At 66.3% G+C, this 16,917-nt stretch carries 15 protein-coding genes and 1 tRNA gene; 6 read left to right on the top strand and 10 right to left on the bottom strand.

Annotated elements, in window-relative coordinates:
- Positions 1–91 precede the first annotated feature (91 nt).
- Positions 92–994, bottom strand: coding sequence for a LysR family transcriptional regulator (locus tag ACO056_RS14255; RefSeq protein WP_421847846.1), 903 nt, complete (start codon positions 992–994; stop codon positions 92–94).
- A gap of 98 nt (positions 995–1,092) precedes the next feature.
- Here ACO056_RS14255 and ACO056_RS14250 point away from each other — a divergent pair, with 98 nt between their 5' ends.
- Complete coding sequence (locus ACO056_RS14250; RefSeq protein WP_421847844.1) at positions 1,093–1,968, top strand: aldo/keto reductase family oxidoreductase; 876 nt, start codon at positions 1,093–1,095, stop codon at positions 1,966–1,968.
- 50 nt (positions 1,969–2,018) lie between these two features.
- Here the strand turns inward: ACO056_RS14250 and ACO056_RS14245 are convergent.
- From ACO056_RS14245 to ACO056_RS14220, 6 genes are all read right to left on the bottom strand, one after another.
- Positions 2,019–2,094: transfer RNA gene (locus tag ACO056_RS14245), tRNA-Lys, on the bottom strand.
- 78 nt (positions 2,095–2,172) lie between these two features.
- The gene (gene rodA / locus ACO056_RS14240) at positions 2,173–3,288 is read right to left on the bottom strand and encodes a rod shape-determining protein RodA (RefSeq protein WP_421847842.1); all 1,116 of its coding nucleotides are present in this window, start codon (positions 3,286–3,288) and stop codon (positions 2,173–2,175) included.
- Between the two features lie 3 nt (positions 3,289–3,291).
- Entirely contained in the window at positions 3,292–5,421 is a 2,130-nt protein-coding gene (mrdA, locus tag ACO056_RS14235) for a penicillin-binding protein 2 (protein ID WP_421847840.1), read from the bottom strand.
- A gap of 4 nt (positions 5,422–5,425) precedes the next feature.
- Positions 5,426–5,998 (bottom strand): rod shape-determining protein MreD, encoded by a 573-nt coding sequence (locus ACO056_RS14230; RefSeq protein ID WP_421847838.1) that lies wholly within the window; start codon positions 5,996–5,998, stop codon positions 5,426–5,428.
- A complete protein-coding gene (gene mreC / locus ACO056_RS14225; protein ID WP_421847836.1) occupies positions 5,998–6,906 on the bottom strand; it encodes a rod shape-determining protein MreC in 909 nt (302 codons plus the stop codon). Before mreC ends, ACO056_RS14230 begins: the two co-directional genes overlap by 1 nt.
- 43 nt (positions 6,907–6,949) lie before the next feature.
- The gene (locus ACO056_RS14220) at positions 6,950–7,996 is read right to left on the bottom strand and encodes a rod shape-determining protein (protein WP_421847834.1); all 1,047 of its coding nucleotides are present in this window, start codon (positions 7,994–7,996) and stop codon (positions 6,950–6,952) included.
- 191 nt (positions 7,997–8,187) lie between these two features.
- Between ACO056_RS14220 and mutL the strand changes: the two genes are divergently transcribed.
- On the top strand, positions 8,188–9,975 hold the full coding sequence (gene mutL, locus ACO056_RS14215) for a DNA mismatch repair endonuclease MutL (protein ID WP_421847832.1): 1,788 nt from the start codon (positions 8,188–8,190) through the stop codon (positions 9,973–9,975).
- Positions 9,975–10,421, top strand: a complete 447-nt coding sequence (locus ACO056_RS14210) for a hypothetical protein (protein WP_421847830.1) — start codon at positions 9,975–9,977, stop codon at positions 10,419–10,421. Before mutL ends, ACO056_RS14210 begins: the two co-directional genes overlap by 1 nt.
- A 12-nt stretch (positions 10,422–10,433) precedes the next feature.
- Here ACO056_RS14210 and ACO056_RS14205 read toward each other — a convergent pair whose 3' ends face one another.
- The 3 genes from ACO056_RS14205 to ychF are packed head-to-tail and all read right to left on the bottom strand — an operon-like array spanning position 10,434 to position 12,424.
- Positions 10,434–10,844 (bottom strand): GNAT family acetyltransferase, encoded by a 411-nt coding sequence (locus ACO056_RS14205; protein WP_421847828.1) that lies wholly within the window; start codon positions 10,842–10,844, stop codon positions 10,434–10,436.
- A gap of 8 nt (positions 10,845–10,852) precedes the next feature.
- Positions 10,853–11,311 (bottom strand): MaoC family dehydratase, encoded by a 459-nt coding sequence (locus ACO056_RS14200; RefSeq protein ID WP_421847826.1) that lies wholly within the window; start codon positions 11,309–11,311, stop codon positions 10,853–10,855.
- Between the two features lie 12 nt (positions 11,312–11,323).
- A complete protein-coding gene (gene ychF, locus ACO056_RS14195; RefSeq protein WP_421847824.1) occupies positions 11,324–12,424 on the bottom strand; it encodes a redox-regulated ATPase YchF in 1,101 nt (366 codons plus the stop codon).
- Positions 12,425–12,526: 102 nt separating this feature from the next.
- On the opposite strand from ychF, the gene ACO056_RS14190 reads away from it, so the two are divergent.
- From ACO056_RS14190 to ACO056_RS14180, 3 genes are all read left to right on the top strand, one after another.
- On the top strand, positions 12,527–13,507 hold the full coding sequence (locus ACO056_RS14190; protein ID WP_421847822.1) for an MBL fold metallo-hydrolase: 981 nt from the start codon (positions 12,527–12,529) through the stop codon (positions 13,505–13,507).
- Positions 13,508–13,605: 98 nt separating this feature from the next.
- Complete coding sequence (locus tag ACO056_RS14185; protein ID WP_421847820.1) at positions 13,606–15,135, top strand: tetratricopeptide repeat protein; 1,530 nt, start codon at positions 13,606–13,608, stop codon at positions 15,133–15,135.
- A 219-nt stretch (positions 15,136–15,354) separates the two neighbouring features.
- Entirely contained in the window at positions 15,355–16,872 is a 1,518-nt protein-coding gene (locus tag ACO056_RS14180; RefSeq protein WP_421847818.1) for a tetratricopeptide repeat protein, read from the top strand.
- The last annotated feature ends 45 nt before the right edge of the window (positions 16,873–16,917 follow it).

Here is a 16,917-nt window from a genome sequence, read left to right as displayed (position 1 = left end):
AATCCAAAGTGGTTTAAACTTTCCGCGCGCCCCGTCTCGGCCCAAGTACCGGGAGGTTTGCAAAGATAATCCGCGTGTGATCGCCGCAGCGCTATTCTGCTGATGCCCTGATGAAGTCGATGAAGGCACGCAGCGGAGCAGGCACCAGCCGGCGCCCGGGATAGTAAAGGAATGGTCCGGAAAAAGCCTGCCACCACGGCTGGAGGACTGGCTCCAGCGCGCCGCTTTCGAGATGCGGGCGCAGCCAGTCCTCGAACAGAGTGATGATTCCGGTCCCGGCGAGCGCGGCGTCAACGGCAAGGTCGGTCGCTGCGCCGATGCTCACGAGCAGCGGGCCCTTGGGATCGATCTGGACGAATTCGCCGTCACGCTCAAACTCCCACACTTGCCTCGTACCGCTCGGGAAGCGGCCGCGCAGGCAGGCATGGCCGAGGAGATCACGGGGGTGCTGTGGATGGCCATGGCGGCGCAGATAGGCCGGGGACGCAGCGGTCGCGAAGCGCTGTATGCGCGGCCCGATCGGCACGGCAATCATGTCCGCCTCCAGCCGCTCGTCGTAGCGGATGCCGGCGTCGCAGCCAGCCGCGAGGACATCGACGAAGCTGTCCTCGGCCTCTATTTCGAGGTTGATATCGGGGTAGGCGGCGAGGAACGGCGGCACGATGCGGGGCAGCACGAGCCGCGCTGCGCTGACCGGGACATTGAGCCGAAGCGTACCGGCCGGGCGATCACGAAAGTCGTTCACCACATCAAGCGCTGCCTCGACTTCGCCCAGCGCCGGGCGGAGGCGATCGATCAGCCGCGCTCCCGCCTCGGTCGGGAGGACGCTTCGCGTGGTGCGATGGAGCAGCCTGACCCCCAGCTTTGTTTCGAGCCGGCGTACGGCCTCGCTCAGCCCTGAGGCGCTGCACCCGGCGAGGCGCGCACCTTCGCGGAAGCCGCCAGCGCGGGCAACGGAGAGAAAGGCCTGAAGATCGGCAAGATCAGCTTTCATTGTTCGCCATTTTGCACAGGGTGTGCAGATTGTACCCCATTGTCACACAATGGCGAAGCGCTCATCTCCCAAGGCACATCATCGCAGGAGCAATCGCCATGAATAGCATCGACAGTGCGGGAACCTATCAGCTTGGCAGCCGCGCGGTGAAGCGGCTCGGCTACGGGGCGATGCAGCTGGCCGGACCCGGCGTGTTCGGGCCGCCGAAGGACCATGACGCGGCCATCGCCGTCCTGCGCGAAGCGGTGGCGCTTGGTGTGGACCATATCGACACGAGCGACTTCTACGGCCCGCACGTCACCAACCGGATCATTCGCGAGGCGCTGGCGCCTTATCCTGCAAATCTCACGATCGTGACAAAAGTGGGTGCCCGGCGTGACGAGAAGGGCGCGTGGCTGCGGGCCTTCTCGCGCGGCGAACTTATTGCGGCGGTGCATGACAACTTGCGCAATCTCGGCCTCGAGGTGCTGGATGTGGTCAACTTGCGCCTGATGTTCGATGAGCTCAAACCGGCAGAGGGATCTCTCGAAGCTCCGCTTACGGTGCTGGCCGAACTGCAGCAACAGGGCCTTATCCGCCATATCGGCCTCAGCAACGTCACGCCGGCGCAAGTGCGGGAAGCGCGCAATTTTTGCGAGATCGTCTGCGTGCAGAACCAGTACAACCTGGTGTACCGTGATGACGATGCCCTGATCGACGAGCTTGCTTCTGCCGGTATCGCCTACGTGCCGTTCTTCCCCCTTGGCGGCTTCAGCCCCATTCAGTCCTCCGCACTGTCGGAAGTGGCGAGCCGCCTCGGCACGATGCCGATGCAGGTCGCCATTGCCTGGCTACTGCGCCGCGCGCCCAACATCCTGCTGATCCCCGGCACCTCGTCCATCGCCCATCTGCGGGAAAACCTCGCTGCGGCCGAACTCGAAATGTCCGCGGAGATCATGGCCGTGCTGGACGGGATCGCGGCTCAACGCAGCTAAGCGCGGCGGGCTCGGTGCCAGCGGCATAATTCAGACGATGTGTTGGGATATGGTGGACGCACTAGGGCTCGAACCTAGGACCCGCTGATTAAGAGTCAGCTGCTCTACCAACTGAGCTATGCGTCCATTCCGTACCGTCGCCGGCAACCGGGAGCCGCCCCATTAGCGATTTTTGCCGCCCTGCCAAGCCCCAATTTCGAAAAACTAGCGAAGGCCGCCTTCCATGGGGCGCGACCAGCGGTCGACGGCCATCAGGGTGCCGACGCAGAGCATGTTGGTCATCATCGATGAGCCGCCGTGGCTTACGAAGGGGAGGGGGATGCCCACGACCGGCGCGAGGCCCATGACCATCATCAGGTTGATGCAAACGTAGAAGAAAATCGTCGTCACCATGCCGGCCGAGAGCAGGCGCGAAAAGCGGTCCGGCGCACACAGCGCGACCTTGAGGCCCCAGCGTAGCACGAGTGCAAAGACGATGAGCACGAAGAAGCCGCCGATCATGCCCCACTCCTCGGCCATCGTCGCGAAAACGAAGTCGGTGTGCGCCTCAGGCAGATAATCGAGGTGGCTCTGCGAGCCCTGGCCGAAGCCCTTGCCGAAGAGACCGCCCGATCCGATCGCGATCTTCGACTGGGTGATGTGGTAGCCAGATCCCAGCGGGTCGCTTTCAGGATCGAGGAACACGAGCACGCGCTTGCGCTGGTAATCGTGCAGCACGGTGAAGAACGCGACCGGTGCGGCGATCGAGACCGCTGCGATCCCGCTGATGAACAGCCATAGGGGCAGCCCGGCGAGGAACATGATCACGACCGCGCCGAAACTGATCGCAAGGCCGGTGCCAAGGTCTGGCTGGAGCATGACCAGCCCTGCCGGCAGCCCCAGCAGCACCACCGCCGGGACAATCGCCCGCCAGGTGCGGATCTCGGACGGTGGCAGCACGCTGTAGAACCAAGCCAGCACGAGCACGATGCCGGGCTTCATCAGTTCGGACGGCTGGAGCTGCATGAAACCCAGGTTGAGCCAGCGCTGGCTTCCGCCACTCACCCGGCCGAGCAGCTCGACCAGTACCAGCAGCACGCACAGTGCGGCGTAAGAGGGCAGAGCCGCGTTCTTGAACCACGCGGGCGGCACGCGCGAGACGACCATCGCCATGCCGAGGAAGACGACGAAGCGCAGCACGTGGAGCAGCGCCCAGGGCATGAGGTGGCCGCCCGCTGCCGAATAGAGCACTGCACCGCCGAAAACGACGAGCGCGCAGAGCGGCAGGATCACCCCCCAGGGCTGGCGCGCGATGAACGCGGGGATATAGGCGCGCTGCATGCTCTAGGCTCCTGGTGCAGGCGCAGCCGGGGCTGGCGCGGCAGGAGGGGGCGGCACGGCAGCAGGCGCGCCGGTCGGTGCCGGAGTGGGTGAGGCTTCGGGCTCGGGCGCGGGCGGAGCGGCGTCAGTCTGCGCGGCAGTGGGTTCGGCGACGGGCGTATTGTCCGCCGCGACCGCCTCTGCGGCCTGCTCCTCGTCGGGCGCCTTGGGGGCGCTGGCGCCGAACTGCGCGGCATAGGCGTTGTACTTGGCCGCCATGCGCTGCTGCACGTTGCCGCCCCAGTCCTTCTCGAAGCCCTCGAGCACTTCCATCGCCTTGCCGCGATCGAACAGGAAGGTCATCACATCGCGCGCGATAGGATAAGCCGCGCCCGAGCCGCCGCCGTGCTCGATGGCGACGGCGCAGGCATAGCGCGGCTTGTCGAACGGTGCGAAGCAGATGAAGTGGCCGTGGTCGCGGTGCTTCCACAGGCCGCCCTTGCCGTTGCCGATATTGAGCCCGACGACTTGCGCGGTGCCGGTCTTGCCCGCCATCTGCACGTTCGGCACGGGCAGGCGCGCCTTGCCGGCGGTGCCGCGCCCGTTGACCACTTCGTTCATCGCGGCGTGGATCAGATCAAGGTGATCCTGCCGGATGCCGAGCGAAGGCGTGCGCGGGGCGTGGCGGTCCATGAGAAGGCGCGGGGTCAGCAGCAGCCCGGAAGCAAGCCGCGAGGCCATGACCGCCTGCTGCAGCGGATTGACCAGCATGTAGCCCTGGCCGATCGTGGCGTTCACCGTATCGTAGATCGCCCATTCCTTGCCGTACTTGCGCTGCTTCCAGGCAGGATCGGGCACGGTACCATACGACTGGCCCGGATAGGGCATCGGGAATTCCTGCCCGAGCCCCAGCCGCCGCGCCATGGCAGCGATCTTGTCCATCCCCACTTGCTGAGCGAAGTGGTAGAAATAGACGTCGCAAGACTGGTAGATGCCCTTCAACATGTTGGTCGCGCCGTGGCCGCGGTGGTTCCAGCAGTGGAACACGCGGTTGCCCACGCGCAGACCGCCGGCACAGTTCACGCTCGCCTCAGGATCGAGTCCGGCCTCGAGGAACGAGAGCGCGACCATCGGCTTCACTGTCGAGCCCGGGGGATAGAGCCCGCGCAGCACCTTGTTGCGAAGGGGCACGTGGTCGTCTTCAGCCAGCATCTTCCATTCGATGCGGCCGATCCCGTCGGCAAAGCTGTTGGGATCGAAGCTGGGCATCGAGACCATCGCGAGCACATCGCCTGTCGCGCAGTCCATCACCACGACCGAGCCGGATTCAAGGCCGATGCGGCGGGCGGCATAGTCTTGCAGGCCGGCATCGATGGTAAGCTGGATCGGCTTTCCGGGGACGTCCTCGCGCGTGCCGAGATCGCGCACCACGCGCCCGCTCGCCGTCGCCTCCACGCGCCGCGCGCCGGGCACGCCGCGCAGGCGCTCCTCGAAGTGCTTTTCGAGGCCGTCCTTGCCGATCTTGAAGCCGGGGGTGATCAGCAGCGGATTGTGCTCTTTCTCGTAGTCCTCCGCCGAGGCGGGGCCGACATAGCCGACGAGATGGCCCACCGCAGGGCCCGTGGGGTAATAGCGCGAGAAGCCGCGCTGCGGGATCACGCCGGGCAGTTCGGGCAGGCGCACGCTGACCGCGGCGAACTTGTCCCAATCGAGGTTCGAGGCAACCTCGACCGGCTGGAAACCGCGCGCCTTTTCCAGCTTGTCCTTGATGTCGCTCACCCGGTCGGCGGTGAGGCCGAGGAGTTTCGACAGCGTCTCCAGCGCGCTATCGGCATCGACGAGCCTATCAGGCACCAGATCGACGCGGAAATCGGCGCGGTTGGCCGCGAGCGGCGCGCCGGTGCGATCGATCACCCAGCCGCGGCGGGGCGGGATCAGCGTGAGATTGACGCGATTGCTTTCCGAAGCGGCGCGGTACTTGGCGTTTTCCGCCACGGCCAGCCAGGTCAGTCGCCCGGCGAGGAGGATCCCGACGCTGGCTTGCGCCATGCCGAGCACGAATGTCCGCCGCTCGAACGAATGCGTGAGCTGCGCGCCCGTGACCGGGAGCGGCTTTGTCGTCTTCGACCAGGGCCAGTTCCACGAACGGCGCATCGCATCAAACCGAGCGCAGGGGGAGGAGCCGGATGCGGTCCAGCAGCGCGACCACCCGCGTGATCAGCGGATAGAGCGCGACCGTGACAAGCAGCTGCGGGCCGATCACCAGCGGCAGCGGATAGGCCGCCGCAAGGCCCGCGAACCCCGCCGAGAGGACCAGATAGCCGCTCAGCAGCAGGCTGGCGACGGCCCAATCCTGCACGAAGCTGCGCCACAGCAGCCGGTTGTCGACCGTATCCATCACCAGCATGGCTGCGGACCATAGCACGATTCCCGATCCGAACGGCTGCCCGCTGAAGAGATCGTCGAACGCGCCGAGCGGCAGGCCCGCCCAGAGCGGCAGGAGGCTGGGGCGCAGCATGCGCCAGGCAAGGAACACCATGAACGCGAGCGGCGGCACCACGGGCGCCGAGGCAATTACCGGCGAGAACGCAGCCAGCGACGCGAGCATGACCGAGATCCACGGCAGACCCGAAGCCAGCAGCGGCGAGGGCGCGCGGTTGATCCGCTGGGGGACGAGGTCCTCCGGCCGGATCGGCAGGCCGGGCAGATCGGGCAGGCGGGGGAAGGGCATCAGTTGCCGCTCGCTTCCGGCGCCGGACCGGCAGCTTGCTGGCTAGCCCCGAGCGCGGTGACGGCGGCGGGCTGGAACACCGGCAGCACCAACACGAAATCGGCATCGGCGGGATCGCTGGCAAGGTGGCCTACGCCGCCATCGTGCAGCACCTCGGTGACGACCGCGACGGGAATGCCCGGCGGATAGAGCCCGCCCGAGCCCGATGTCACGAAGACATCGCCGAGCTTCAGCGGATTGACCCCCATGTTGAGGAGGCGAATCGCGATGCGCCCGTCCGACTTGCCCTCGACGAAGGCGGGCAGGCCATCGCGCGCGCGGCGCACGGGCACGACGTTTTCGGGATCTGTCACCAGCAGCACGCGCGCGGTGCCTGGCCCGGTTTCGACCACGCGGCCGATCAGACCGGCAGCAGAGCGCACCGGCTGGCCCGGGCGCACGCCTTGCGAGGCTCCTGCCGAGAGCACGGCATACCGGCGAGCGCTGGCTGCGGTCGAGCCGATCAGGCGGGCGGCGGCTACGGGCTTCCCTTGCGGATCGACGATGCCGAGCAGCGCTTTCAGCCGCCGGTTCTCGCCCTCCAGCGCCTGCATGGTAAGCGCATTGGCGCGGGCGGCGGCCACTTCGCGGGAAAGCGCGGCATTCTGGCGGCCGGCCTGGAAATAGGCGCCGATGGCGGCAATCACGCTCTGACCTGCCGAGCGGGTCTCTGCGCCGGCCTCTCCAGCGGGGCGCGCAATTTCGCTTGCCGCGCCGCGCACCGAGGAGAACGCGCCCGGGTTGACGATGCTCACGACCAGCAGCGCCGCGCCCGCAAGGAAACCGGCCACGGCGATGACGTAGCCGGTGAAGATCCCGTATTGCGCCCTGCGCGAAAAGCCCGGGCGCCGGTCCACAGGCCGCGCCATGCTACCCTTCCTTATGTGATCCGCCGCATGTGCCTCGGCGGCCTCACGCCGTCATCAGCACGCCGCGGTAGATCGGATCTTCCATCGCCCGGCCGGTGCCCAGCGCCACGCACGAAAGCGGGTCTTCCGCCACGCTGACAGGGAGGCCGGTTTCGTCGCGCAGGTGCTCGTCGAGCCCTCGGATCAGCGCACCGCCGCCGGTCAGCACGATGCCCTGATCGACGATATCCGCCGCCAGTTCGGGCGCGGTGTTTTCCAGCGCAATGCGCACGCCCTCGACAATCGCGCTGATCGGCTCGGACAGTGCTTCGGCCACATTGGCCTGCGTGATCGTGATTTCCTTGGGTACACCGTTGACCAGATCGCGGCCCTTGATGTGGATCGTCTCGCCCACGCCGTCAGCCGGCACGATGGCGATGCCGAAGTCCTTCTTGATCCGCTCGGCGGTCGATTCGCCGATCAGCAGGTTGTGGTGGCGGCGCACGTAGGAGACGATGGCCTCGTCCATCTTGTCCCCGCCGACACGCACCGAAGTGGTGTAGGCAAGGCCGCGCAGCGAAAGCACGGCGACTTCGGTGGTGCCGCCGCCGATATCGACGACCATCGAACCCACCGGCTCGGTAACGGGCATGTCGGCACCGATGGCGGCCGCCATGGGTTCAAGGATCAGGAACACCTGGCTCGCGCCCGCGTTGCTGGCCGCATCGCGGATCGCGCGGCGCTCGACCGAGGTGGAGCCCGAAGGCACGCAGATCACGATTTCGGGATAGCGCAGCAAGCTCTTCGAGCCGTTCACCTTGCGGATGAAATGCTTGATCATCTCTTCCGCCACTTCGATGTCGGCAATCACGCCATCACGTAGCGGGCGGATCGCCTGAATGTTGTCGGGCGTCTTGCCCATCATCATCTTGGCATCGTCACCCACGGCCTTGACCCGCTTGATGCCATTGATCGTCTCGATCGCGACGACCGAGGGTTCGTTGAGCACGATGCCGCGGTCCTGCACGTAAACCAGCGTGTTGGCGGTGCCGAGATCGATTGCGATGTTCTGGGAACCGAACTTGAAGAATCGGGAAAGCATCGAGGCCATCAGGAAATCCGTGTAAAACTGCGGTTGGGCCCGCCCGCGCGATGGGCGAGAGGGGCTTTGGCGAGGCTGGCGAAGTGCGCGCATTAGCAGGGCCGCCGAGCAAAACCCAATATTTTGTGCTCCAGATTGAGGGATAAGTAAGGGCGCTGGCCTCGAAAAAACGTGCCTTCGTCGCTAGGCTCGGTTTGTCCATGTCCCAGCCAGCGCGAACCATCCGGCGTCTGCCCGAAAACCTCGTCAATCGCATCGCCGCTGGCGAGGTGGTCGAGCGCCCGGCGAGCGCGCTGAAAGAGCTCGTCGAGAACGCCATAGATGCCGGCGCGAGCCAGATTTCGGTGCGGCTGGCGGAGGGCGGCCTCTCGCTCATCGAGGTGACGGATGACGGCTGCGGCATGCGCGCCGAGGAGATCGCGCTGGCGCTCGAACGGCATGCGACCTCAAAGCTGCCGGATGAGGCGATAGAGCAAGTTGCGACCTTGGGCTTCCGCGGCGAAGCGCTGCCATCCATCGCCTCGGTCGCGCGCGTGACCATCGAAAGCCGCGCCGGGACAGCGGGCGAGGCATGGGCCCGCGTGGTCGATCACGGCATGCTCGTCTCCGATGGCCCGGCCGCTCTGCCGCCGGGCACCCGCGTCCGGGTGGAAGATCTGTTCGGCAAAGTGCCTGCGCGGCGCAAGTTTCTGCGCAGCCCCCGCGCTGAATGGTCCGCAAGCCTCAATGTGGTGCGCCGCCTTGCTCTCGCACGGCCCGATATCGGTTTCACGCTGGAACACGATGGCCGCCGGGCGCTGCAGGTGCAGCCAGGCGATACGCTGGCCAGCCGCACGGCGCAGCTGGTCGCGCGCGAGCTTCATGACAACGCCGTCGCGGTCGATCTGGTGCGCGGGGCCTTCCACCTCGTCGGCGTGGCCGGGCTACCGACCTACAATCGCGGCGTGGCCGATCACCAGTACCTTTTCGTCAATGGCCGCCCGGTGAAGGACAAGCTGCTGATCGGCGCGGTGCGCGGTGCTTATGCCGATATGCTCGCGCGGGATCGGCACGCGGTGCTCGCGCTGTTCCTCGAGGTTCCGCCCGAGGAAGTGGACGTCAACGTCCACCCCGCGAAAACCGAAGTGCGTTTCCGCGATCCGGCGCTGGTGCGCGGCATGATCGTCTCGGGGCTCAGGCAGGCGCTGATGACGGGCGACCGCCGTTCTGCGCAGGCGCCCGATGCGGCGGCCATGCGCGCCTGGCAGGCCGAGCCCATCGCGCCTGCCGCGCAGGCGGGCCTGTTCTTCCAGGGGAACGCCGCCCCGCGCGTTTCGGAGGCGGGGCAGGCGTGGCGCGGCTATGAAGCGGCGATGATGGCGCCCCCCGCCGCGCGTGCCGAGCCCGCGCTGGAGGCCGTGCCCAGCCATCCGCTCGGCGTCGCACGCGGCCAGATCGCGGCGACTTATATCGTGGCCGAAGCGGAAGACGGGCTCGTCCTCGTTGACCAGCACGCCGCGCACGAACGCCTCGTGCTCGAACGTCTGCGGGCGGCGGGCGCGGGCGAGGGGACGGCCCCGGCGCAGGCGCTGCTGCTCCCCGAAGTGGTCGAGCTTGACGAACCTTCGTGCGACCGCCTCGAGGAAGCCGCCGCCGAACTTGCCGCCTACGGCCTCGCGCTCGAACGCTTCGGTCCCGCAGCCATGCTGGTGCGCAGCGTTCCCGCGGTGCTGAGGGGCGGCGACGTGCAGGCGCTGGTGCGCGATGTTGCCGATGACCTTGCCAAGAACGGCGCTGCGCTGCTGCTGGGCGAGAAGCGCGATCTCGTTTTGGCAACCATGGCCTGCCATGGTTCGGTAAGAGCCGGGCGGGTACTGTCGGTTGCGGAAATGAATGCACTGCTGCGCGAAATGGAAGTGACGCCGCGCTCGGGACAGTGCAACCATGGGCGCCCGACGTGGATCAAGCTGGCCCATGGCGATATCGAAAAGCTTTTCGGGAGGAAATGATGCGGCGTGGGGCTTTGGGTCTGGTGTTCCTGTTGGCGGCCTGCGGCTCCGCGCCGCCGCCGCCGCCGCCCGCCAGCACCATTCAGCCTGAGCCGATCACTTACCCCGATATCAAGGATAACGAGCTCTACGGTGCCGGCTGCAACTTTGCCGCTGACGGCGGCGGCATGTCCGCGCTCGTGCTGGCGCAAGAAAAGGAAGCGATCCTCAAGCTGGGGGGCAAGATCGTGCGTATCCCGGCTGACAAGAAGAGCCAGATCCTCCCGGAAACCGCGCGGACCCGGTATCTGGGACCCGACAGGATCCTGATCCTCGCCCCGCTGCCTGGCGCCGAACCCAACGAAAACGGCGTGGTCAAGAGCCTCGCGACCAGCCTCACGATCACGGACCCGCAGGGCCGGATCCAGTTCTTCGCCAAGGGCCAGATACAGTGCAAGCCGATGTGAGGAGCTTACGGCCTAGAGCAGACGGCCCATGCTGATGTGCTCTTCGACAGCGAAGCCAAGCCCTTTGTAAAACGCAATCACCGCTGCGTTTGTGCTGCGCACTTGCAGGTTGATCTTGCAGCACCCCAGCCCCCGCAAGGCCGCCTCGGCGGTCTGCACCAGTGCTGTGCCGATCCCGCGCCGCTTGGCATCCTGCCGCACGGCGACGGAATAGAGCCACCCGCGGTGACCATCGTATCCCGCCATGATCGAACCGATGACCTGGCCCCGATCCACCGCAACAAACAGCAGGTCGTCCTTCATGGCGAGCTTGGCCGGGACGGAGACATCAGCCCGATTGCGCGGCGGGTCGTTGGGGAACGCCTCGCGCCAGAGTTCATCCAGCCCGCCAAAATCCGCAGCTTCGTAGGGCCGGATGTCCACGCGGGCGCTCAGTCCGTCCCCGCCGGATCGCGGGTCGCGACCATGCCGAGCGCCTTGAAGCTCATCACCAGTTCGTCGTGCTGGTTATAGACGCGGGTTTCGTTGCGAAGGATGCCCATTTCGGGCCGCGATTTGCTGCGGCGCTTTTCGAGAAGCGTGCTCTCGCAGCGCAGTGTATCGCCGGGGTAGACGGGCTTGACCCAGCGCAGTTCGTCGACACCGGGCGAGCCAAGGCCGGCCTGCTTGCTGCCCAGCAGGTTCGCCACGGTCATCGACATTGTCATCGCCGCGGTGTGCCAGCCGCTCGCGGAAAGGCGGCCGAAGTGCGTGGCGGCGGCGGCATCGTCATCGAGGTGAAAGGCCTGCGGATCGTACTTCCTGGCGAACTCGATCACTTCTTCGCGGGTGACGTCATAGTGGCCGAACCTGGTCAGCTTGCCGACAACGAGATCCTCATAGTATTGCATTGGATCAATACCTTATACGTTGAACTTGAAGTGCATCACGTCACCGTCGCGCACCACGTATTCCTTGCCTTCCTGGCGCAGCTTGCCGGCATCGCGCGCCGCCGTCTCGCCGCCCAGCGTGACGAAATCGTCATAGGCGATGGTCTCGGCGCGGATGAAGCCGCGCTGCATGTCGGAGTGGATTTCGCCCGCCGCTTCCGGCGCCTTTGCCCCTGCGTGGACCGTCCACGCGCGCGCTTCCTTGGGGCCAACGGTGAAGAACGTCAGGAGGTGGAGCAGTTCGTATCCGGCGCGGATGATCTTGGCGAGGCCGGCTTCCTCGAGCCCGAGCGCACTGAGGAACTCGCCGCGGTCCTCGATCGGCATCGTCACGATATCGGCCTCGATCGCGGCCGAGACGACAACCGCATTGGCGCCCTCGGCCTTGGCCTTCTCGAACACGCGCGCGGAGAAATCGTTGCCGGTGGCGGCGGCCTCCTCCTCTACGTTGCACACGTAAAGCACGGGCTTGGCCGTGATCAGCTGCGCCTGCGCAAAGACGCGCGCTTCTTCCTCGTCGCGGGGGACGGTGAGCCGCGCGGGCTTGCCTTCGCGCAGCAGATCGAGCGCCTGGCCCAGCACCGAGGCTGTGATCTTCGCTTCCTTATCGCCCTGCGCGGCCTTCTTTTGCGCGGCGGGCACCCGCTTTTCGAGGCTTTCGAGGTCCGAGAGCATCAGCTCGGTCTCGACCGTCTCGGCATCCGAGATCGGATCGATCTTGTTGTCGACATGCTGGATGTCGACATTCTCGAAGCAGCGCAGCACGTGGACAATGGCGTCCACCTCGCGGATGTTGCCGAGGAACTGGTTGCCGAGCCCTTCGCCCTTCGAAGCGCCGCGCACCAGCCCGGCGATGTCGACGAAGCCGAGCTGGGTCGGGATAATCTTCTGGCTCCCCGCGATCGCCGCCAGGCGGTCGAGCCGCGGATCGGGCACGCCGACATTACCGATGTTCGGCTCGATCGTGCAGAACGGATAGTTGGCCGCCTGCGCTGCCTGCGTCTCGGTCAGCGCGTTGAACAGCGTCGACTTGCCCACGTTCGGCAGCCCGACAATCCCGCAGCGAAAACCCATTTGTTTGTCCTTGTTCACCGGTTCGGACGCAAAAGGCATTGTCCGATATGCTGACGGGCGCGATGATAGCCCAATGCGTCGAGGTCAAGGGGTGTGAATGCGATGAAGGCTTGGATCGTCTGGTTGATCGTGGCGCTAGCGGCTTTTTGGGGCAGTGCTGCACTCGCGGAGGATCCCGGCGCGCATCGGGCAAAAGCCGTCAAGGTGACGACGCTTTCCACCATGCTTTCGGACTTGGATGGCTTTGGCGAATGGGGCTACGCCGCGCTCGTAGAGGTCGACGGTCGGCGCATCCTGTTCGATACCGGTGCCAATCCCGATATCGTCCTGAAGAATGCCGAAGCCCTGAACATTGATCTCTCGAATGTTGAGGACGTGGTCATTTCGCACTTCCACGGCGATCACACAGGCGGGCTGATCACGCTGCGCAAGGCGATGATGGCGAAGAACCCCGCCGCGCTTTCGCATGTCTTTGCCGGGGCGGGTATCTTCGAGCCGCGCTACCGGAGCGGCGGCGTGCCCGAGACAGATTATGATTTCAATGTGGTCGCCGCTGCCTATCGCGCGACCGGCGGCCGGATCACCGAGCTTGCGGGGGCCACCGAACTGGCTCCCGGCGTCTGGCTCACCGGGCCGGTGCCGCGCGTCCACGACGAGACCAACTACGGCCAAAGCATTTTCGTGAAAGTAGACGGCAAGCTGGTGGTCGATACCGTGCGCGAGGATACTTCACTCGTGATCGCGACGGCGGGCGGGGCCGTGATCGTTACCGGCTGTGGCCACGCGGGGATCATGAACATCGCCGAAGACGCCAAGGCGATCACCGGTGACGCCCGGCTGGTCGCGGTCATCGGGGGGATCCATCTCTTCTCCGCGCCGGACAAGGTCCTTGTCGAGACCGCAGCCCGGCTCAAGGGGTTGTCCTATCTGTTTGCTGCCCATTGCACCGGGATCGAGGCGACGTTCCGCCTGCGCGAACTGCTCGGGCTTGACCGGCGAACCGCGGTGGTCGCAGCAGTCGGCTCCAGCTTCACGCTTGGCAAGGGCATCGATGCGGGCCGAATCGCCGGCTGGAAAGGCTGACTTCCGCCGCCTTCAACCAAACCGCAAGGATTTCAGCTTAGGTCCACTTTGAATGCATCTTGCCGCCCGGACGCTTCCGGCGGAAGGGAATGGACCCTATGAAACGGCTCGCAAGTTCGCCGCTGGCGCTTTCCGCACTGGCGCTGGCGATGCTTGCGGGCGGCTGCGGGGCCGATCCCAAGGCGCTCGCGGCCAAGGCGCACTCCGAATATGCGGCACACCAGTATCTGGCGGCGCAGACCGATCTGGCTGCCGCGCTTTCAGCAAGCCCGAATGATCCGGCGCTGCTCGAGCTTCATGCGCGCAATGCGCTGGCGATGGGCGATGGCATGTCGGCCGGCGCCAGCCTCGACAAGCTGGCCGGATTGGCACGGCCTGCCGATTTCAAGCGCCTGCTCGCCGAAGCGGCGCTGTTGCGCGGGCAGACGCAGGATGCGCTTGCGGCCCTGGGCGATGACAAGTCCGCCGCCGGGCTGCGGCTGCGCGGCCTCGCGCTCTTGTCGCAGGGCAATGCGGCGGGGGCCGAGCAGGCCTTCCAGGCGGGCCTTGCCGCCGATCCGCACAATGCGCCGCTGCTGGCGAGTCTCTCGCGGCTCAAGCTTATGGGCGGCGATACGCATGCGGCACGCGGGCTTGCCGATCAGGCGCTTGCCGCCAATGGCGATCTGCTTGATGCCATGCTCGTGGACGCGCAAGTCGCCACTGCTGAAGGGCGGCTGGGCAATGCGCTTGCCGCCTATGACAAGGCCGGAAAGCGCTATCCCGGCAACCTGGCGGCGTTGACGGGAGAGGCCGCGATCCTCGGCGATCTGGGCCGGACCGACGAGCTTTCCGCACTGCTCGCGGGCTTTCAGGGCACGACCACCGATGGCACCATGGCCTACCTCAAGGCGCGCCTTGCTGCAGCCAAGGGTGATTGGGGCACCGCGCGCGATATTCTTCAGGCCAATGAAGACAAGCTCAAGGACCGCGACGACGCCAATGTGCTCTATGCGCAGGCGCTGACGCAGATCGGCCAGCCCGAACAGGCCCGCGCGCGGCTGGCGCCGATGCTCACGCGCCATCCTGAAAGCGTGGTGCTGCGGCGCGAACTGGGCAAGGCACAGCTCGCCGGCAACGATGCGGCGGGCGCAGTGCAGACCCTCACGCCTTTCGCGCAGAGCAAGACCGCCTCGCCCGACGATCTGCGGCTGCTGGCCAAGGCGGCCGAGGCGGCAGGCGATCCCAACGCCGCGTTCTTCGCGGCGCGCGCGCGCTATCCCTCGCCGCAATCGCTTGGCCAGGCGCTCGGCGCGGCGAACGCGGCGATGAAGGCGAGCAACTGGGGCAACGCCATTCTGGCTTACGAGCAGATCCTTGCGCTCACCGATGGCCGCAGCGCGCTGGTGCTCAACAACATGGCCTGGGCACAGGCGCAAGTGGGCAACCGCGATAAGGCGCTGGCCTTTGCCCAGCGGGCGATCCAGGTCGCGCCGGATGATCCCTTGGTCATGGATACGCTCGGCTGGCTGCTCCACCAGGCCGGCGGCAACAAGAGCCGCGCGCTCGATCTGCTGCGCCGCGCGGTGCAAAAAGCGCCCGACAACGCGACCATCCGCGCCCATCTCGCCGAGGTGCAGCGCGGCTAGGGCATAGGAAAAGCGCTCCGACCAGATGGTCAGAGCCCTTTTTTGCTTGGCAGGGCCCGGGGGTATCAGGCCGCTGATCGACGTGCCGACGGCGTTAATCCACCATTTCGGATGAGTAACGTGACGGCGTTTGTAGACCATTCCGACATTTTCGGGGCCTGCGCCCAGCCTGCGCCCTTTCACGGAAACTTCAGGGCTTTGGCCGTATGCATGGGCCCGATGAAGCGCGCCGCCCTCCTTGTCGCCCTCCTGCTCGCCTCGGCCTGTTCGCGCGCCGATCCGGCTGCGCAGTTCGCTGCGGCACAGCAGGCATTCGCGGCGGAAGACTATGCCGCCGCGCGGACGCAAGTGCTGAGCGCGCTCGACAGCGATGGCAGCAACCGGGACATGCTGCTGCTGTTTGCTCGGACCCAGCTGAAACTGGGTGACGGAGACGGCGCACAGGCGACGCTCACGCATCTTGAGGAAGCCGGCTTCACCAGCGACGAACTCGTCCGGATGAAGGCCGAAGCCGCGATCCTGCGAGGGCAGCCGCAGGCCGCGCTGAACCTGCTCGGCCGCGATGACGGTGCGGAGGCCTGGCGCCTGCGTGCAGCGGCGCACAGCGCGCTCGAGGATTCCCCAGCCGCGCTCGACGCATTGCGCCATGGCCTTGCGGTCGATGCGCGCAACTATGCGCTGGTGCACGATTATGCGCGCTTCCTCATTGCTGCGCAGGACTATCCGGCCGCAGCGCGCGCAGTCGAGACATTGCGCCAGCTCGCGCCGCGCCGGCTCGATACGCTGATGATGTCGGGCATGCTGGCCGCGCGGCAAGGCAAGCTCGATGCGGCGACACGCAGTTACACGTCCGCGGCAGAGGCTTTCCCTTCACGCGTCGAGCCGCTCACCGCCCTTGCCAGCCTGGCAGACATGCGGGGCGAGCTCGATGGAGCGCAAGCGCTCGTCGCGCGCGCTGCGAAGATCGCGCCCAGCCATCCCGAAGTGATTGACCTCACGGTGCTGCTGGCTTCGGAAAGGGGCGATTGGGAAACCGTGCGCAAGACGCTGGTTTCACAGGAGTCGACGCTCGATCCGCGTTCGGCGAACGGCATGAGCTATGCCGAGGCGCTGCTCAGGCTCGGCCATCCCGAACAGGCGAGGGCCATGTTTGCGCAGGCGCTGCTGTTATCGCCGCAGAACCCTTATGCGCGGATCATGCTGGCCGAGGCACAGCTGGCTGGGGGCGATGCGACAACTGCGCTGCGCACGGTGCAGCCGCTCGCGGATAGCGTGATGGCCGGCCCGCGCGAACTCGATCTTGCGGTGAGAGCGGCAAGAGCGGCCAATGATCCGTCTGCTGCCGCGCTTGCGGCAAGGCTTCAGTCGCCTGCGCTCAAGGCTAACCAGCAATTGGTCGGTGCAGGGCAGGCTGCGCTGGCGCGGCAGGACTGGCAGGCCGCGCTGGCTGCGTTCAGCCAGATCCCGGGCCATGAGAATGATGCCGAAGTGCTGCGCCGCATGGCGCTGGCGGCATCGCGGCTCGGGCAGGTCGATACCGCACTGGGCTATGCCGACCGGGCGCTGGAACTCGCGCCGCGCAATGCCGACATGATGCATACGGCCGCATTGGTGCGGCTCGAAGCGGGCCGCGACCGCGATCAGATGCTTCGCCTGTTGAAGGAAGCCAGTCAGCTCGATCCGGCCAACCGCCTGTTTCGCGCAGATCTGGCGCGGGCGGTAGCGGCAGGCGTCTGACAGCTACGGGCGAACGGTTCGCCCGAATAGTTCGCGCTTACCCTG

The sequence above is a fragment of the Novosphingobium sp. genome (assembly GCF_965228995.1).
Taxonomy (GTDB): Bacteria; Pseudomonadota; Alphaproteobacteria; order Sphingomonadales; family Sphingomonadaceae; genus Novosphingobium.
Note: the sequence above shows the minus strand (reverse complement) of the source record. Positions and strands in the feature narration are given on the sequence as shown.